This is a genomic window from Stenotrophomonas sp. Ste96 (assembly GCF_024519495.1).
GTDB classification, from domain to species: domain Bacteria; phylum Pseudomonadota; class Gammaproteobacteria; order Xanthomonadales; family Xanthomonadaceae; genus Stenotrophomonas; species Stenotrophomonas bentonitica_A.
The window spans coordinates 456,522-472,956 of record NZ_JALJRX010000001.1; the positions used below are offsets into that span (position 1 = coordinate 456,522).

15 protein-coding genes are annotated in these 16,435 nt (G+C 66.7%); 8 read left to right on the top strand and 7 right to left on the bottom strand.

The window, feature by feature from the left end:
- Nucleotides 1–11: 11 nt before the first annotated feature.
- Nucleotides 12–2,474: an NAD-dependent DNA ligase LigA gene (ligA, locus tag OC373_RS02160; protein ID WP_070425457.1), complete on the bottom strand. Its 2,463-nt coding sequence runs from the start codon at nt 2,472–2,474 to the stop codon at nt 12–14.
- Between the two features lie 126 nt (nt 2,475–2,600).
- Between ligA and OC373_RS02165 the strand changes: the two genes are divergently transcribed.
- Nucleotides 2,601–3,722: a pyridoxal phosphate-dependent aminotransferase gene (locus tag OC373_RS02165; protein ID WP_261996960.1), complete on the top strand. Its 1,122-nt coding sequence runs from the start codon at nt 2,601–2,603 to the stop codon at nt 3,720–3,722.
- Here the strand turns inward: OC373_RS02165 and zipA are convergent, their stop codons facing one another.
- The 6 genes from zipA to OC373_RS02195 form a co-directional block, all read right to left on the bottom strand.
- Nucleotides 3,723–4,460, bottom strand: a complete 738-nt coding sequence (zipA, locus tag OC373_RS02170) for a cell division protein ZipA (RefSeq protein WP_261996961.1) — start codon at nt 4,458–4,460, stop codon at nt 3,723–3,725.
- A 48-nt stretch (nt 4,461–4,508) separates the two neighbouring features.
- Nucleotides 4,509–8,012: a chromosome segregation protein SMC gene (gene smc / locus OC373_RS02175; protein ID WP_070425459.1), complete on the bottom strand. Its 3,504-nt coding sequence runs from the start codon at nt 8,010–8,012 to the stop codon at nt 4,509–4,511.
- Between the two features lie 305 nt (nt 8,013–8,317).
- Nucleotides 8,318–8,770 (bottom strand): 50S ribosomal protein L9, encoded by a 453-nt coding sequence (gene rplI, locus OC373_RS02180; RefSeq protein ID WP_019184347.1) that lies wholly within the window; start codon nt 8,768–8,770, stop codon nt 8,318–8,320.
- A 155-nt stretch (nt 8,771–8,925) separates the two neighbouring features.
- A complete protein-coding gene (gene rpsR / locus OC373_RS02185) occupies nt 8,926–9,156 on the bottom strand; it encodes a 30S ribosomal protein S18 (protein ID WP_002804494.1) in 231 nt (76 codons plus the stop codon).
- 11 nt (nt 9,157–9,167) lie between these two features.
- Entirely contained in the window at nt 9,168–9,608 is a 441-nt protein-coding gene (rpsF, locus tag OC373_RS02190) for a 30S ribosomal protein S6 (RefSeq protein WP_019184348.1), read from the bottom strand.
- Nucleotides 9,609–9,775: 167 nt separating this feature from the next.
- Nucleotides 9,776–10,114 (bottom strand): iron-sulfur cluster assembly accessory protein, encoded by a 339-nt coding sequence (locus tag OC373_RS02195; RefSeq protein WP_019184349.1) that lies wholly within the window; start codon nt 10,112–10,114, stop codon nt 9,776–9,778.
- A 129-nt stretch (nt 10,115–10,243) separates the two neighbouring features.
- On the opposite strand from OC373_RS02195, the gene asnS reads away from it, so the two are divergent.
- The 7 genes from asnS (at nt 10,244) to kynU (ending at nt 16,416) form a co-directional block, all read left to right on the top strand.
- The gene (asnS, locus tag OC373_RS02200; RefSeq protein WP_070425460.1) at nt 10,244–11,638 is read left to right on the top strand and encodes an asparagine--tRNA ligase; all 1,395 of its coding nucleotides are present in this window, start codon (nt 10,244–10,246) and stop codon (nt 11,636–11,638) included.
- Nucleotides 11,639–11,661: 23 nt separating this feature from the next.
- Nucleotides 11,662–11,967 (top strand): hypothetical protein, encoded by a 306-nt coding sequence (locus OC373_RS02205; RefSeq protein WP_019184351.1) that lies wholly within the window; start codon nt 11,662–11,664, stop codon nt 11,965–11,967.
- Nucleotides 11,964–12,278 carry a hypothetical protein gene (locus OC373_RS02210; RefSeq protein WP_070425461.1) on the top strand — a complete coding sequence of 105 codons (315 nt, stop codon included), beginning with the start codon at nt 11,964–11,966 and terminating at the stop codon, nt 12,276–12,278. Before OC373_RS02205 ends, OC373_RS02210 begins: the two co-directional genes overlap by 4 nt.
- 6 nt (nt 12,279–12,284) lie before the next feature.
- Nucleotides 12,285–12,923 carry an FMN-binding negative transcriptional regulator gene (locus OC373_RS02215; protein ID WP_261996962.1) on the top strand — a complete coding sequence of 213 codons (639 nt, stop codon included), beginning with the start codon at nt 12,285–12,287 and terminating at the stop codon, nt 12,921–12,923.
- A gap of 74 nt (nt 12,924–12,997) precedes the next feature.
- Nucleotides 12,998–13,660: a carbonate dehydratase gene (can, locus tag OC373_RS02220; protein ID WP_019184354.1), complete on the top strand. Its 663-nt coding sequence runs from the start codon at nt 12,998–13,000 to the stop codon at nt 13,658–13,660.
- Between the two features lie 24 nt (nt 13,661–13,684).
- Nucleotides 13,685–14,212, top strand: a complete 528-nt coding sequence (locus OC373_RS02225; protein WP_070425463.1) for a 3-hydroxyanthranilate 3,4-dioxygenase — start codon at nt 13,685–13,687, stop codon at nt 14,210–14,212.
- 926 nt (nt 14,213–15,138) lie between these two features.
- Entirely contained in the window at nt 15,139–16,416 is a 1,278-nt protein-coding gene (kynU, locus tag OC373_RS02230; RefSeq protein WP_261996963.1) for a kynureninase, read from the top strand.
- The last annotated feature ends 19 nt before the right edge of the window (nt 16,417–16,435 follow it).

The window sequence follows — 16,435 nt, forward strand, 5'->3', positions numbered from 1 at the left end:
GTTTCTCTTGTTCAGTGCTGCGCGAGGAAGGCGATCAGCTGGTCTTCGTCCCAGACCGGCACGCCCAGCTCCTGCGCCTTGGTCAGCTTGGAACCGGCTTCCGCACCGGCGACCACGAAGGAGGTTTTTTTCGACACACTGCCAGCCACCTTGGCGCCCAGCGCTTCCAGCCGGGCCTTGGCCTCGTCGCGGTTCATCTGCGTCAGCGTGCCGGTCAGCACGGCGGTCTGGCCGTCCAACGGGCCGGCGACCTGGTCGGCCTGCTCCGGCGCCAGTGCCAGCAGCTTCTGGCGGTAGTCCTCGGCCTTGAGCAGCATCGGGCCGTGACCTTCGCTGTCGAGCCAGTCGGCCAGCCCGAGGGCTACCTCGTTCGGCAGGCCGGCGGCCACGAACCGCACCGGCTCGGCGTCCAGCAACGAGGCCGCATCCGGCAACATGGCCACCAGCTTCTCCGCGCGCAGCCGGGTGATGCCCGGAATCTCCGCTTCGACCAGCAGCTGAGCGAAATCCAGCCCCTCGCGCAACTTGGCGATCGGCGGGTGCACATCGCTGATGCGCACCTGCCCGACCTGCAGCAGCGCGTCGATCGCCTCCTGGTTGCCGGCCTGTTCGAAGAAGTGGCCGAGCGATCGCGCCACTTCGCCGCCGATGTCGGGCACGCGCTTGAACAGCGGCCACGGCAGATGACGGATCAGTTCGAGATCGCCGAACCAGGTCGCCAGCGCCTTGGCGGTGCTCTCGCCGACATGCTCGATGCCCAGCGCGAACAATAGCCGCTCCAGCGTGGTGGTGCGGCTGGCGTCGATCGCGGCGATCAGGTTGTCGGCCCACTTGGTCGCGATCTTCTTCGTGTTCCAGGCGAACGTGGCCGGCATCGCCAGCGCCTGCGCGCGCCATGCCTCGTCGCTGCCATCGAGCTTGAGGATGGCCCTCAGGTACTCGCCGCTGCCTTCCGGCGGCAGGTGCAGGCCGATCTGGCTGGCCAGCGCCTCGGGCGATTCGGCATCCAGCACCAGCTTGAGCTGCAGCAGTTGATCGCGCTGCAGGCGGTACAGATCGGCTACGCCGCGCACGATACCGGCGTCGACCAGGGTCTCGATGTACTTGCCGCCCAGGCCGTCGATATCCATGGCGCGGCGCGACGCGAAGTGCGCGATGGCTTCCTTGCGCTGCGCCGGGCAGCTCAGCTCACCCGAGCAGCGCCAGGCGGCCTCGCCCTCTTCGCGGACGATCTCCGAGCCGCACACCGGGCACTGCGAGGGCATCTGCCACGGCGTGGTGCCGGCGGGACGACGGTCGGCGATCACGCTGACCACTTCCGGGATCACATCACCGGCGCGGCGCACGATCACCGTATCGCCCACGCGCACATCCAGGCGCGCGATTTGGTCGGCATTGTGCAGCGTCGCGTTGGAGACGATCACGCCGGCCACGGCGACCGGCGCCAGACGCGCGACCGGGGTCGCGGCACCCGTGCGGCCGATCTGGATCTCGATCGCCTCCACCGTGGTGGTCTGTTCCTGCGCCGGGAACTTGTGCGCGATCGCCCAGCGCGGTGCGCGCGCGACGAAGCCCATCTGTTCCTGGCCGGCGCGATCGTCGAGCTTGTAGACCACACCGTCGATATCGAAAGCCAGACCGTCGCGGCGTTCGCCGATGTCGCGGTAATAGGCGAGCAGCCCGTCGGCGCCCTCCACCACCTGGCACAGGTCACTCACCGGCAGCCCCCACGCGCGCAGCTGCGCCAGCGTGGCCGAATGCGTGGGCGGCAGCTCGCCGCCTTCAACCTGGCCGGTGCCGTAAGCGTAGAAGCTCAGCTTGCGCCTTGCGCTCATCTTCGGATCGAGCTGGCGCAGCGAACCGGCGGCGGCGTTGCGCGGATTGGCCAGCACTTTGCCGTCATGCAGGCGCGCATCGGCGTTGTAGGCCTCGAAGTCGGCACGGGCCATGTAGACCTCGCCGCGTACTTCCAGCACCGCTGGCCAGCCCTCACCCTTGAGCACCTGCGGGATCACACTGATCTGGCGGAGGTTCGCGCTGACATCCTCGCCGGTGGCGCCATCGCCACGGGTCGCCCCCTGCACGAAGCGGCCCTCCTCGTAGCGCAGGCTGATCGCCAGGCCGTCAAGCTTCGGTTCGGCGGAAAAATACAGCGTGCTGCGACGCAGGCGCTCGCTGATGCGGCGCACGAAATCCTGCACTTCCTCATCACTGAAGGCATTGCCCAGCGACAGCATCGGCACCGCGTGGCGGACCTCGGCGAAACGGGAGGACGCCTTGCCACCGACCTGCCGGGTCGGCGAATCGGCTGCGGCCAGCTCCGGGTGTGCCTGCTCGATCGCCTCCAGCTCGCGCACCAGCAGGTCGTACTCGACGTCGGGGATCAGCTGCTCGTCGCGCTCGTGGTATGCCTTGCCGGCATCCTCGATCTGGCGGCGCAGGACGTCGGCACGTGCGGCGGGGCTGGGGGTCATGCGGGAGGCGATCCTGGTGGGGCGTTCAATTTTACCCCTCCCCCCGCTCCTGCGCGCAGTGAAGAACGCTTGCCGCCGATCCGCCGTGGCGCTAGCGTGCGCCGAACCCCTTGTTTCCGGTGCCCCGTGACGCCTGCCCCCACCACTTCCCGTCGCTCGTTCCTGCAGTTGGCCGGTGCCGGCCTGGCGTTGTCCGGCCTGGGCGTGCTGCCTGCATCGGCCGCGCCGTCGCGTGCGCTCCCCGCCCGCACAGGACCGGCGCTGCTGAACTTCAATGAATGCCCGTACGGGCCATCACCCGCCGCGCAGACCGCGGCGCGCGACATCATCGCCAGCAGCGGGCGGTATCTGTTTGCTCTGGCCGGCGAGCTGCGCGATCTGTTCGCCCAGCAGGAAGGCATCGGCAAGGATCACGTGCGGCTGTATCCGGGCTCCAGCGAGCCACTGAACCGGGCGGCCGTGCTGTGGACCTCGCCTGGTGCGGGGCTGGTGGTCGCCGATCCCACCTTCGAGGCGCTGGGCGATCTTGCCGCGGCGCGTGGGGCCACGGTGGCCAAGGTGCCGCTGCGCGCCGACGGGGCACACGACGTGCGTGCGATGGCGACGGCTGCCGCGACGGTCAATGCCGGCCTGCTGTATCTGTGCAACCCCAACAATCCCACCGGTTCGATCACCCCGGCGGCCGACGTTGCCTGGCTGCTGGCCAACAAGCCGGCCCAGACCCGCGTGCTGGTGGACGAGGCCTACCTGCAGTACAGCGAGCAGCGCTCGGTGATCGGCCAGGTGATGCAGCGCGACGATGTGATCGTGCTGCGCACCTTCTCCAAGCTCTACGGCATGGCCGGCCTGCGCCTGGGGGTGGCGGCCGCGCATCCGGACCGCCTGAAGGAACTGGCCAGCCTGGGCGACAACCCGCTGCCGGTCACCGCGATGGCGGCGGGACTGGCGAGCCTGCGTGATCCGGGATTGATCGCGCAGCGCAAGGCGGAGAATGCCCTGGTACGGCAGGAGACCATCGGCTGGCTCGGGAAGCGCGGCTTTAGCTGCGTGCCGTCGGAAGCAAACTGTTTCGTGGTCGATGTGCAGCGCGACGGCGCGGCGTTCTCTGCGGCGATGGCCGAACAGGGCGTGGTCATCGGGCGCAGCTGGCCGATCTGGCCGCAGCGGGTGCGCGTGACGGTAGGCACCGCGGCCGAGATGGCGCGGTTCCGTGCGGCCTTCGACGCGGTGGTCAGCCAGCCCAGGTAATCACCAGCGCGGGGCCTTGGTCAGCGGCGGGGCCTGGTGCTGGCGGTCGTAGGCGCGCAGCTCATCACGGATGTGCGCGATGCGCTGGCGACCCAGGGCATTGCGGCTGTCATCGAGCACGACGCCATCGAGCAGCTCGCCCATGCGCTGCACGGTCGGCAGCATCTTTTCCCAGGCGTCCAGCGCGGTCAGCGGCGCCGGCAGGGTCAGGAAGAAGGCGATCGCCGGGGTTTCCATCTCGCGGATGTTGGCCATGTCGAAACTGCCCGGCTTCATGATGCTGGCCATCGAGAAGATCGGGCCGCGCTCGGGGTGGCCTTCGACCAGGCGGTGGAAGACATTCATGTGGCCGAACACCAGGCCGGTCTTTTCCGCAGCAACGACGATGTCCTCGCCACGCAGCTGCTCGCCCGCGCGCGCGGCGACGAACAGCGAGACGATCTTGTCGAAATCCTGCGTCGCACGCTTGCCCAGGTCACTGGCCGGCGCGGCGTCCACGTCCGGCAGGCCCAGCTCGGGCTGGGTGACGCCGTCTTCGCCGACAACGGGGGCAGCGCCCTCGGCCGCGCTCTCGCCCTCGCCCAGCACGGGCTCACGGCGCTGGCCGCTGGTGCTCTCGGCACCTTCGACGCGACGGCCCTGCACTTTCTTTTTCGGACGGCCAAACAGGAAGATCGCAGCGATCAACAGCAGGCCGGCGGCCAGGATGCCGATGCGGAGCAGTGCCATGTCGGACATTCGGGGGGGGTCTCCGGCTAAATCATTCAGGTACTTAAGGATGGCACGTCAGGCCGCGCCCGCCAATCGTGCGGCTTCCTCCAGGTCGACACTGACCAGTCGGCTGACGCCCGGCTCGCGCATGGTCACGCCGGAGAGCTGGTGGGCAGCTTCCATCGTGGCCTTGTTGTGGCTCACAAACAGGAACTGAACCTTCTCGCTCATTTCCTTGACCATGTTGGCCAGGCGACCGACGTTGGCTTCGTCCAACGGCGCGTCCACCTCGTCCAGCAGGCAGAACGGGGCCGGGTTGAGCTGGAAGATCGCAAACACCAGCGCCACCGCGGTCATCGCCTTCTCGCCACCGGACAGCAGCGAGATGCTCGACACCCGCTTGCCCGGCGGCCGCGCCATGATCGCAACACCGGTGTCGAGCAGGTCTTCACCTGTCAGCTCGAGGTAGGCGTGGCCACCACCGAACAGGCGCGGATACAGCTGCTGCACACCGGCGTTGACGCGGTCGAAGGTGTCCTTGAAGCGGCCGCGGGTCTCGCGGTCGATCTTGCGGATCGCGTCCTCCAGGGTTTCCAGCGCGGTGGTGAGGTCGGTGTTCTGCGCATCCAGGTACTCCGAACGCTGCGACGCCTCGCCGTATTCCTGGATGGCGGCCAGGTTGACCGGCTCCAGCCGGCGCATGCGGCCATCGATCTGGTGCACGGCCTGCTCCCAGTCGGTGACCCGCGCATCCTCAGGCAGGCTGTTGATCACGTCCTGCAGCACGAAGCCGGCCTTCTCCACCGAGGCCGACAGCTGGTCGGCACTGAGCACCAGCGCCTGCTGGTCGAGCTTGCGCTGGGAAATGCGCTCGCGCTGCGCCAGCGCCTGTTCGTCGCGCTGGTGGCGGGTCTGCTCGAACGTGCGCAGTTCGGCATCGATGCCATCGAGCAACGTACGGGCTTCGCCCAGCACGCGGTCGGCACGCACACGCTCGCCCAAGGCGTTCTGGTGTTCGGCTTCGAGCGCCTTGACCGGCGAATCACCTTCGTCCAGCTGCGAATGCAGTTCACCCAATCGCGTATCCAGCTGCCCACGCTGGGTACTCATGCGCTCCAGCGCCTGGCTCAGCGAGGCGATCTGCGCGCGTTGCGATTCCAGCGTCAAGGCGAGCGAATGCGCCGCCTCGCGCACGTTGCGGGCCTGGTCGCGGGCCTGGTCGCGGGCATCGGTAAGCTGGCGACGCTCGCCTTCCAGCGCGGCGCGGACCGATTCCAGGTCGCCCATGCTGGTGACCGCATCGTCCAGCCGCGAACGTGCTTCGCGCACCTGCTCGCGACCGGCATCCAGCGTCTCCAGCAATTGCACCAGCTCGCCTTCGATGCGGTCGATGCGGGTGCGTGCGGCCTCCACCTTGCCCTGCTGGCTCTGCAGCTGGCCACCGAGCTCGGAAACGCTGCGATGGGCCAGGTACAGCTGGCGCTGCGCGTCTTCGCGTTGCTGCTCACCGGCCAGCAACTGGTCACGGAAGCCGGCCAGCTGCTCTTCCAGGGCCGCTTCGCGGTCCTGCAGTGTTTCAATCTGCTCGCGCAGGGTAACAATCTCGCGTTCGCGCAGCAGCGCGCCCTGCTTGGCCGCGCCGGAGCGCGACACGCGCACCCAGCCCTCGCCCAGCCGCTCGCCACCGCGGGTGATGACCGAGTCGCCCTCGCCCAGTGTCGCCTGCAGCGCACGGGCGGACGCGAGATCCTCGGCGGCATGCAGGCGTGCCAGCAGCCGACGGATCGCAGTGGGGCCCTGCACTTTTGCGGCCAGCGAGGTTGGCGCGACATCCAGCGCGTCCTGCTCAGCCGAGACCAGCGCGATACGGCCTTCGCCGAGTTCGCCCAGCGCGTCCACCAGCGATGCCGGGGAATCGACCAGCACGCCCTCGATCAGCTGGCCGAGCGCGGTTTCCACGGCGTTTTCCCAGCCGCTCTCCACGGTCAGGCGTTCGCCGACACGCGCGCCCGAATCCAGCCCGCGTGCCTTCAGCCAGGCCACCGCGGCGCCCTGCTCCTGGCCCAGTGCGGCCTGCTGCAGGGTCTCCAGTGACGACAACCGGCCGCGGGCGGCCTGGGCCTGCTTGCGGATCTCGGCCAGCTCGGTCTGCCCGGCGCGCTGGCGGTCCTGCAGCCCGGCCACGGCCTGCTTGCGTTCTTCCACCTGCTCGTTGAGCGTGTCCAGCGAGGCCTTCTGGGTCTCGTGCTGGAGGTGCAGTTCTTCGAACACCTCGGCCAGGGCGTCCAGATCCAGCCCGGCGCGCTCGGCCTGCAGCGACTCGCGGCGGCGATCGGCTTCCAGCACCTGGCGGTCCAGATAATCCACGCGGGTGCGCTCGACTTCGCCTGCGCGTGAGGCTTCGGAGGTGCTGCGGGTATGGCTCTCCCAGCGCTGCTGCCAATCGGCCAGCCGGGCCTCGGCATCACGCAGGGCTTCCTGCTTTATCTCATTCTCTTCCTGCAACTGCTCCAGGCGCGGCTCGGCATCGTCCACCGCCTCGCGCAGCACCATCAGCTTGGCCTCATCGCCACTGATGTGCTGGCCCAGATCGGCCAGTGCCTGCTGCGCTTCATCGCGCGCCTTGTTCAGTCGCTGCGACATCTCGCGCTGATGCTGGATCTGCTGCTCCAGGCGGGCCAGCGTGCTGCCGACCTGGTAGACCTCGGCCTGCGCGGTGTTGAGCGCATCGGAGGCCTCTTCGCGGCGCAGGCGGCTGGTTTCGATGCGGGCTTCGGCATCGCGCTGCTCGGCGATCAGCTGCTGCAGGCGGGTCTCCTCGCGCGAGAGTGCTTCGCGCAGGCCGCCCAAGCGGCCATCCAGCCCACGGTATTCCAGCGCCTTCCACTCGGCGTCCTTGACCTTGCGCTCTTCCTGCAGCGCCTGGTACTGCTCGGCCTGGCGCGCCTGGCGCTTGAGGTGCTCGAGCTGTTTGCCGATCTCCTCGCGCAGGTCGTTGAGGCGGTCAAGGTTCTCGCGGGTATGCCGGATGCGGGTCTCGGTTTCCTTGCGGCGCTCCTTGTACTTGGAGATGCCGGCAGCTTCTTCCAGGTAGACCCGCAGATCTTCAGGCCGCGCCTCGATGATCTTGCTGATCATGCCCTGCTCGATGATCGAGTAGCTGCGCGGCCCCAGGCCGGTGCCGAGGAACAGGTCGGTGATGTCACGGCGGCGGCACTTGGTGCCGTTGAGGTAGTAGTTGCTGCTGCCATCACGGCTGACGGTGCGCTTGACCGAGATCTCGTTGAACGAGGCGTACTCGCCGGTGATGGTGTGGTCGGTGTTGTCGAAGATCAGCTCGACGGCGGCCTGCGAGACGGGCTTGCGGGCCGAGGAGCCGGAGAAGATGACGTCGGTCAGCGAGTCGCCACGCAGGCGGCTGGCGGAGCTTTCGCCCATGACCCAGCGCACGGCGTCGATGATGTTCGATTTGCCACAGCCATTGGGGCCCACCACGCCGGTCATGTTGGTCGGCAGGTGCAGCGTGGTCGGATCGACGAAGGATTTGAATCCGGACAGCTTGATCGTGGACAGACGCATGGCGTGATGGTTTTCCGGGCGAAGGCCTGAAGCGACCCCCACCATGATGGATTACGGAGCGGATTTACCCCTCAAGCCATTGATATTGCAGGACTTCAATGACCCCGGGGGCGACGCGATAGCCTGAGTATAACGGGGCCGGTGTTCAGCGCGCTGCGGGGGCGGCTCCAGCCCGCATTTCCAGCGTGGGGCCAGGCACCCTCCCGTCTGTATCGTCACGGCGCCAAGCCGTTGCCGTTGCCACAAACAAAAAACGGGCACCCTCGCGGGTACCCGTTTCAGTGACGCCCGCCTTTCGGCAGGAATCAGGCCTTTTCGGCTTCCACAACCACCTTGACGGTGGTTTCCACGTCGGCGTGCAGGTGAACAGTCACCTCGTACTCGCCCACGTTGCGGAAGGCGCCTTCGCCCAGGATCACTTCGCTCTTTTCCAGCGGCAGACCGGCAGCGGTGAAGGCTTCGGCGATATCGCGCGGGCCGACCGAACCGTACAGCTTGCCTTCCGTCGAAGCGTTGGCAGCGATGGTCACGCTCTTGCCTTCCAGCTGCGCCTTGCGAGCTTCGGCATCAGCGTGGATCGACTGGGCCTTGGCTTCGTAATCAGCGCGCTTGGCTTCGAACTCGGCCACGTTGGTCGCGGTGGCCGGAACGGCCTTGCCGGTCGGGACGAGGAAGTTGCGGCCGTAGCCCGGCTTCACGTCGACCAGATCGCCCAGACCGCCGAGGTTGGTGACCTTCTGAAGAAGAATCAGCTTCATGGTGTAGCTCCAAATGTGTATTCGTTAGCGAGGCCCAGGCCCCGCAGCGATGGCTGTCCGAATATCCGAACGGCAGATCCTTCACACCGCCCGACGCTTCACAGCGCGGGCGGCGGGATCTGCGAAAGCGGCGACCCGCAGGCCGCCCGCCTTCATCAGACGTCGTGGTTGTCGGTGTACGGAATCAGGGCCAGGAAACGGGCGCGCTTGACGGCCGTTGCCAGCTGGCGCTGGTACTTCGACTTGGTACCGGTCACGCGGCTCGGCACGATCTTGCCGTTCTCGGTGAGGTACTGGCGCAGGGTGTTGAGATCCTTGTAATCGATCTCCTTCACACCTTCGGCCGTGAACTTGCAGAACTTACGACGACGGAAGAACTTGGACATGTCAGTGCTCCTTAAGCGGCCGAAGCGGCGTCTTCGCCGGCATCGGTGTCAGCGGCGGCGGGGGTGGTTTCACCTTCTTCGTCATCACGACGACGACGCTCGCCACGCTCGGGCTTGTCACCCTTCTCGTCCTTGCTCTTCATGATCAGCGACTGCTCGGTGTCAGCTTCGTCACGCTTGATGACGAGGTTGCGCAGCACGGCGTCGTTGAAGCGGAAGCTTTCCACCAGCTCGCTCAGCACAGCCTGGTCGCACTCGATGTTGAGCATGACGTAGTGGGCCTTCACCAGGTTCTGGATCGGGTAAGCCAGCTGACGACGGCCCCAATCTTCCAGACGGTGGATGGTGCCGTTGCCGTTCTCGACCAGCGCCTTGTAGCGCTCGATCATGGCCGGGACCTGTTCGCTCTGGTCCGGATGGACCAGGAACACGACTTCGTAATGACGACTCATGTGTTTTTACCTTTCGGATGTGGCCCTTTGAGGGCCGGACAGCCCCCCGCAGGTGAACGCGGTGGGGCAAGGGTCCTGCCCGGAATCAGGCAGGAAGCCGCGCATTGTGGCAGCAGAAGGGATGGCAGGCAAGCCGGGCGGGCTGAACAGGCCCGGCGCGCGGGCGATCAGGCCTTGTCGGCCTCGGTCGTGAAGCTCTCGCCGCAGCCGCATTCAGCGGTGGCGTTCGGGTTCCTGAACGTGAAGGTCTCACTCAGCCCGTGCTTGCCGAAGTCGATTTCGGTGCCGTCGACCAGCTCGAGGCTGGTGGCATCCACATAGATGCGGACCCCATCCTGCTCGAAGACGGTGTCGCCCTCGCGCTCATCGCGGGCCAGATCGGTGATGTGGCCCCAGCCGGAACAACCGGTGCGGGTCACGCCGAAACGCAGGCCCAGCGCGCCGGGCGTCTGCTCGACGAACTTCTGCACACGGGCAAAGGCAACAGGGGTAAGGCTTACGGCCATGACAGGCAACTCCAGCGGATCGTGATCATTATAGGCGCCCCGGACCGCAAGAAATGCCTCGCAAGCCGAACACCGCACCCGTTAAACTCCGTGTTCAGAGATCGAGTCGATCAACAGAGGATTCAAGTCATGACGGTGGTCAGCGTTGAACATGCGCTTGCCGGGAAGATCCCGGAAGGCGGCGAGGCAACAGTACGCGGATGGGTCCGCACGGTGCGCGGCTCTGCGGCGCTTGCCTTCGTCAATGTCACCGATGGCTCCTGCTTCGCCCCCATCCAGGTGGTGGCCAATGACACCCTGGCCAATTTCGACGACATCAAGAGCCTGACGCCGGGCTGCTCGGTGATCGCCCGCGGCACCCTGGTCAAATCCCAGGGCAAGGGCCAATCCTTCGAGATCCAGGCCAGCGACATCGAGATCGTCGGCCTGGTCGAAGACCCGCTGACCTACCCGATCCAGCCCAAGCCGATGAGCCCGGAGTTCCTGCGCGAAGTGGCGCACCTGCGGCCGCGCACGAACCTGTTCGGTGCGGTCACCCGCATCCGCAACTGCCTGGCCCAGGCCGTGCACCGGTTCTTCCACCAGAACGGCTTCAACTGGATCAGCACCCCGATCGTGACCACGTCCGATGCCGAGGGCGCCGGCCAGATGTTCCGGGTCTCGACGCTGGACATGGCCAACCTGCCGCGCAACGAAAAGGGCGAGGTGGATTTCAGCCGCGATTTCTTCGGCAAGGAAACCTTCCTGACCGTGTCCGGCCAGCTGAACGTCGAGGCGTACTGCCTGGCGCTGAGCAAGGTCTACACCTTCGGCCCGACCTTCCGCGCCGAGAACTCCAACACCACCCGCCATCTGGCGGAGTTCTGGATGATCGAGCCGGAAATCGCCTTCGCCGATCTGGCCGAAGATGCGCGCCTGGCCGAGCAGTTCCTGAAGTACCTGTTCCGCGCGGTGCTCGATGAGCGTGGCGACGACCTGGCCTTCCTGGCCGAGCGCGTGGACAAGAACACGATCACCAAGCTGGAAGGCTTCATCAACGCCCCGTTCGAGCAGATCGACTACACCGAAGCGGTGAAGCTGCTGCAGAACTCGGGCAAGAAGTTCGACTTCCCGGTCGAATGGGGCCTGGACCTGCAGACCGAGCACGAGCGCTGGCTGACCGAAGAACATATCGGCCGCCCGGTGGTGGTGACCAACTATCCCGAGCACATCAAGGCGTTCTACATGCGCCTGAACGACGACGGCAAGACCGTCGCGGCCATGGATGTGCTGGCCCCGGGCATCGGCGAGATCATCGGCGGCAGCCAGCGCGAAGAGCGCCTGGATGTGCTCGATGCACGCATGGCGCAGTTCGGCCTGGACCCGGCGCACTACGGCTGGTACCGCGACTTCCGCCGCTACGGTTCGGTGCCGCACGCCGGCTTCGGCCTCGGCTTCGAGCGCCTGGTGGTATACGTCTGCGGCCTGAGCAACATCCGCGACGCGATCCCCTACCCGCGCGCACCGGGCAGCGCCGAATTCTGATCGACCTACGGAGGCACTGAACCATGACCCTGTTCTTCGCGCTGTGTTTCGTCGGCGTGGCGATCGCCGGGTTCAGTGCCTTCGTGATCTTCTGGCCGCTGACCCTGGTCCACATCCGCGACCGCCACCCGGCGCTGGCCAATCGCTTCGGCGCGGGTGCCTTCCTGCGCCCGGACGCGCTGCGCTGGCTGCTCGGCCGCGACTATCGGCAGAGCAGCGACCGCTCGCTGACCGGCCTGGCCACGCCGGCCTGGCTCTCGCTGCTCACCCTTCTTGCCGGACTGGGCATGGCTGCCCTGCTCTGGCTGCTTTCGATGGTACTGACATGAACGACGCTACTTCCCACCACGACGAGTGGTTCCTGGCCAGCCTGGGCAACACCCTGATCTGGGCGCGCCTGCGCGTGCGCCCGGCCGGTACCGCCGAGGTGCTGGACAGCGACGGCAACACGCTGAGCTACGACAGCGAAGACACGGCACGCTCGCAGCTGTTCGACGCCGAGTTCGTCGCCTACGACGGCCTGGATGAAGAGGACGCGCTGGTGCGCGGCTTCTCGCTGCATGAAGTGCAGCCCCCGCAGGCCGACAGCGACGATGCCCTGCACGGCCGCATGATCCAGAGCCTGGGCGCCCGCGCGTAACCGACGATGTTCATCCCGTCCGCCTTCGTCGAGACCGACCTGATCTGGCTGGACCGGCTGCTGGCGCGCGATGCGTTCGTCACCCTGGTGACCAACGGCGCCGACGGTTACCCGCAGGCCACGCGCCTGCCGGTGGTGTACACGCGTGATGCTGGCGGCATCCTGATCGAAGGCCACTGGGCCAAGCCCAACCCGCAGGCGGGCCATGCCGGCCCCGCGTTGATGCTGGTGCAAGGCCCGCATGCGTATGTGTCGCCGGGCTGGTATCCGGACAAAGATGCGCAGGCGCGCGTCCCCACCTGGAACTACGCCGCGGCCGAACTGCGCGGCGTGCTGGAACCGGTCACCGACCCGGACGCACTGGTAGCGATGCTGGACGCACTGAGCACGCATTACGAAGGCACGGTGGGCGGCGATTGGGACCTGCTGCCGATCGAACCGCGCCAACAGCGCATGCTTGGCGGCATCGTCGGCTTCCGTTTCCGCCCGGCGCAGGTGCAGATCAAACTCAAGCTCAGCCAGAACCATCCCGAGGCCAACCAGACCAGCGTGATCGACGCGCTGTCGACACTGGACGCCCCGGCATCACGCGAGCTGGCGCAGTGGATGCGCTGGCGCCGCGAAGGCGGCCCCGCCGCCGACTGACCCTCCCCACTCCTGCGACGACGCGGCCACCCTGGCCGCGCCTTGCCCCCACCCGACGTCAGGGACCCCGCACGATGAAAGACATCCACAAGCTGCTGCAGAACAACCGCGAATGGGCGGACCGGATCGAGAAAGAGGATCCGGAGTTCTTCCATCAACTGGCCAAGCAGCAGCACCCGGAGTACCTGTGGATCGGCTGTTCCGATTCGCGCGTGCCCGCCAACCAGATCATCGGCATGGCGCCGGGCGAAGTGTTCGTGCACCGCAACGTGGCCAACGTGGTGGTGCACACCGACCTGAACTGCCTGAGCGTGATCCAGTACGCCGTGGATCAGCTGAAGGTAAAGCACATCCTGATCGTGGGCCATTACGGCTGCGGTGGCGTGCACGCCAGCTTGAACAACACGCGCGTGGGCCTGGCCGACAACTGGCTGCGGCACGTGGGCGATGTGGCGCAGAAGCATGCAGCGATCATGGATGCGATCGAAGAGCCCGAACTGAAGCATGCACGCCTGTGCGAGTTGAACGTGATCGAGCAGGTGGTCAACGCCTGCCGCTCGACGATCGTGCAGGACGCCTGGGCGCGTGGCCAGAAGCTGATGGTGCACGGCTGGGTGTACAGCCTGAAGGACGGCCGGGTGCGCGAGATGGGCATCGACGTGGGCGCACCGGAAGAGCTGCAGGCCGCATACGAAAAGGCCCTGTCCTACGTTCCGCGCCACGGTCGGCGCGACTGATTCTTCCTCTTTCGGACAGCGCCCATGCTTGCCTCCCCCATCAATCTGCTCGCCTGGATCGAAGAGCACCGGCATCTGCTGAAGCCGCCGGTCGGCAACAAGATGATCGAGAACGGCGACTTCATCGTGATGGTGGTCGGCGGCCCGAACAGCCGCACGGATTTCCATTACGACGAAGGCCCGGAGTGGTTCTATCAGCTCGAGGGCGAGATGACGCTGAAGGTGCAGGAGGATGGCGCGGTACGCGACATTCCGATCCGCGCGGGCGAGATTTTCCTGTTGCCGGGCGGCGTGCCGCATTCGCCGCGCCGCCCGCCGGGCGGTGTCGGCCTGGTGGTGGAGCGCAAGCGGTTGGCGCATGAGCGCGATGGGTTGATGTGGTTCTGCGAGCAGTGCAATCACAAGCTGTACGAGGAGTTTTTCGCGCTGGAGAACATCGAGACGGATCTGCCGAAGGTGTTCGATCGCTATCACTCTTCGCTGGAGCTGCGCACGTGCGATGCGTGCGGACATGTGGATCCGTTGCCTGCGAAGGTGGCTGTTGAGGGGTGATGGTTCACTCGCTTCAAGGCGTCAGCACTTGAGGGCTTGAGAGGCTGAGAGCTTTAGAGCCGGCGGTTGAGGTGCCTGCGAGTGGGCCGGCGGAGGTGGGTTTCCGGGACCCGCCGCAAGTACGTCCATGTAGGCTCGTAGTGCGGCATCCATGCCGCACACGGTCCCGGAAACCCACCCCCACCGACCCATCCACACTGCATCGGCTTGCACGGAAAGAGCAGAGTCAACTACAGGCTCTTGCTTCTGCTGCCCCTGCTTCTGCTGCCCCTGCTTCTGCTGCTCCTTCTTCTGCGCCCCGGTCACAGTCCAACCACAGAGACAAATCAAACTGCACTGGTCCCAACGCTGCCAACCGCCGCGCAGGTATTAATGGCCGCGTCTGCGTCTGCGTCTTCCTCTTCGTCTTCGTTTCGTCCTCGCTTGCGTATGGGCGTGGGTCCGCTCCGAAAGTTGACGCGAACACCGGCCAAATCGGTAAGCAAGCGCCGCTGTTGTGTTCGGTCACGGCCGGCAATACTAGGCTGCGGCGAGTGGATGCATCGTCCATCGCTGTTGGCTCGTCTACCCTCAGCCCTCCAGCTGCGCCAAAGCACAGTCCAAGGCATAGCGCCCGCCTTTCCCATGCGCCCCAGCCAACTGTCAGCGGGCCGGTGTGGGTGGGTCTGCAGGACCGTGTGCGGCATGGATGCCGCACTACGAGCCTACACGGACGTACTTGCGGCGGGTCCAGCAGACCCACCCACATCGGCCCGTCCACTGGAACGTCACTGCATACGCTTTGGCTTTGGCTTTGGCCCCGGCCTCCACCTTGAGCGCCAGCTGCCAGCCACCAGTGCACGCCAGATCAGCGCCGCAAGCCAGATTCAGCCCACGCCCCCACCACCCGGATAAACTGTCGGCTCACTGACACCGCCGGTTGCACCATGTCCGAGATCCTCAGCCGCACCCATGCCGTTGCCCTGGACGCCGCCGATCCGCTGCGCAGCCTGCGCAACGAATTCGTCTTTCCCCAGCACAACCACCGCGACCAGACCTACTTCGTCGGCAACTCGCTGGGCCTGCAGCCGCGCGGGGCACGTGCCGCCGTCCAGGAAGTCATGGACAAATGGGCCTCGCTGGCCGTCGAAGGCCACTTCACCGGCGACACCCAGTGGCTGCACTACCACCGCCTGGTGAGCGACCAGCTTGCCCGCGTCGTGGGCGCCCTGCCCAGCGAAGTCGTGGCGATGAACACCCTCAGCGTCAACCTGCACCTGATGATGGTCAGCTTCTACCGGCCCACCGCCGAGCGCCCCGTCATCCTCATGGAGGCCGGCGCCTTCCCGACCGACCGGCATGCGGTGGAATCGCAGCTCCGCTTCCATGGCTTCAACCCGGAAACGGATCTGGTGGAAGTGCAGCCCGACGAGACCAACGGCACCATTTCGCTGCAGGCGATCGAGCGCGCCATCACCGAGCATGGCCCGCGCCTGGCGCTTGTGCTGTGGCCCGGCGTGCAGTACCGCAGCGGCCAGGTCTTCGATCTGGAGGCCATCACGCGCATGGCGCGCCTGCAGGGCGCCCGGGTCGGCTTCGATCTGGCCCACTCGGTCGGCAACGTGCCGTTGCAGCTGCACGACATCGCACCGGATTTCGCCGTGTGGTGCCATTACAAGTACCTCAACGCGGGCCCGGGCGCCGTCGCCGGCTGCTTCGTGCACGAGCGCCACCACCGCGACCCCACCCTGCCGCGTTTCGCGGGCTGGTGGGGCCATGAAGAAGCCACGCGCTTCAAGATGGCTCCACAGTTCGTGCCCGCCGTCGGCGCCGAAGGCTGGCAGCTCAGCAACCCGCCGGTGCTCGGCCTGGCCCCGCTGCGCGCCGCGCTGGAGGTGGTCGACAAGGCCGGCGGCATCGACGCGCTGCGGGTCAAATCGTTGCGCCTGACCGGCATGCTGGATGCGCTGGTGCGCGCGCGCCTGTCCGGCGTGCTCGAGGTGCTGACCCCGTCCGAACCGGAACGCCGCGGCTGCCAGCTCTCGCTGCGCGTGGCCGGTGGCCGCGAGCGCGGCCGCAGCCTGTTCGAGTACCTGCAGACCGTGGGCGTGCTCGGCGACTGGCGCGAGCCCGACGTGATCCGTATCTCGCCGACCCCGCTCTACAACCGCTACCTCGACCTGCACCACTTCGTCGAGGAAGTGGAAGCCTGGGCTGGCCTCTAAGCCGCCCTCCCCGCCCCCA

Excerpts from the sequence above, each read along its gene's own strand:
- ligA (WP_070425457.1), bottom strand. The coding sequence starts at position 2,474 with ATGACCCCCAGCCCCGCCGCACGTGCCGACGTCCTGCGCCGCCAGATC.
- zipA (WP_261996961.1), bottom strand. The coding sequence starts at position 4,460 with ATGTCCGACATGGCACTGCTCCGCATCGGCATCCTGGCCGCCGGCCTG.
- smc (WP_070425459.1), bottom strand. The coding sequence starts at position 8,012 with ATGCGTCTGTCCACGATCAAGCTGTCCGGATTCAAATCCTTCGTCGAT.
- rplI (WP_019184347.1), bottom strand. The coding sequence starts at position 8,770 with ATGAAGCTGATTCTTCTTCAGAAGGTCACCAACCTCGGCGGTCTGGGC.
- rpsR (WP_002804494.1), bottom strand. The coding sequence starts at position 9,156 with ATGTCCAAGTTCTTCCGTCGTCGTAAGTTCTGCAAGTTCACGGCCGAA.
- rpsF (WP_019184348.1), bottom strand. The coding sequence starts at position 9,608 with ATGAGTCGTCATTACGAAGTCGTGTTCCTGGTCCATCCGGACCAGAGC.
- OC373_RS02195 (WP_019184349.1), bottom strand. The coding sequence starts at position 10,114 with ATGGCCGTAAGCCTTACCCCTGTTGCCTTTGCCCGTGTGCAGAAGTTC.
- asnS (WP_070425460.1), top strand. The coding sequence starts at position 10,244 with ATGACGGTGGTCAGCGTTGAACATGCGCTTGCCGGGAAGATCCCGGAA.
- OC373_RS02205 (WP_019184351.1), top strand. The coding sequence starts at position 11,662 with ATGACCCTGTTCTTCGCGCTGTGTTTCGTCGGCGTGGCGATCGCCGGG.
- OC373_RS02210 (WP_070425461.1), top strand. The coding sequence starts at position 11,964 with ATGAACGACGCTACTTCCCACCACGACGAGTGGTTCCTGGCCAGCCTG.
- OC373_RS02215 (WP_261996962.1), top strand. The coding sequence starts at position 12,285 with ATGTTCATCCCGTCCGCCTTCGTCGAGACCGACCTGATCTGGCTGGAC.
- can (WP_019184354.1), top strand. The coding sequence starts at position 12,998 with ATGAAAGACATCCACAAGCTGCTGCAGAACAACCGCGAATGGGCGGAC.
- OC373_RS02225 (WP_070425463.1), top strand. The coding sequence starts at position 13,685 with ATGCTTGCCTCCCCCATCAATCTGCTCGCCTGGATCGAAGAGCACCGG.
- kynU (WP_261996963.1), top strand. The coding sequence starts at position 15,139 with ATGTCCGAGATCCTCAGCCGCACCCATGCCGTTGCCCTGGACGCCGCC.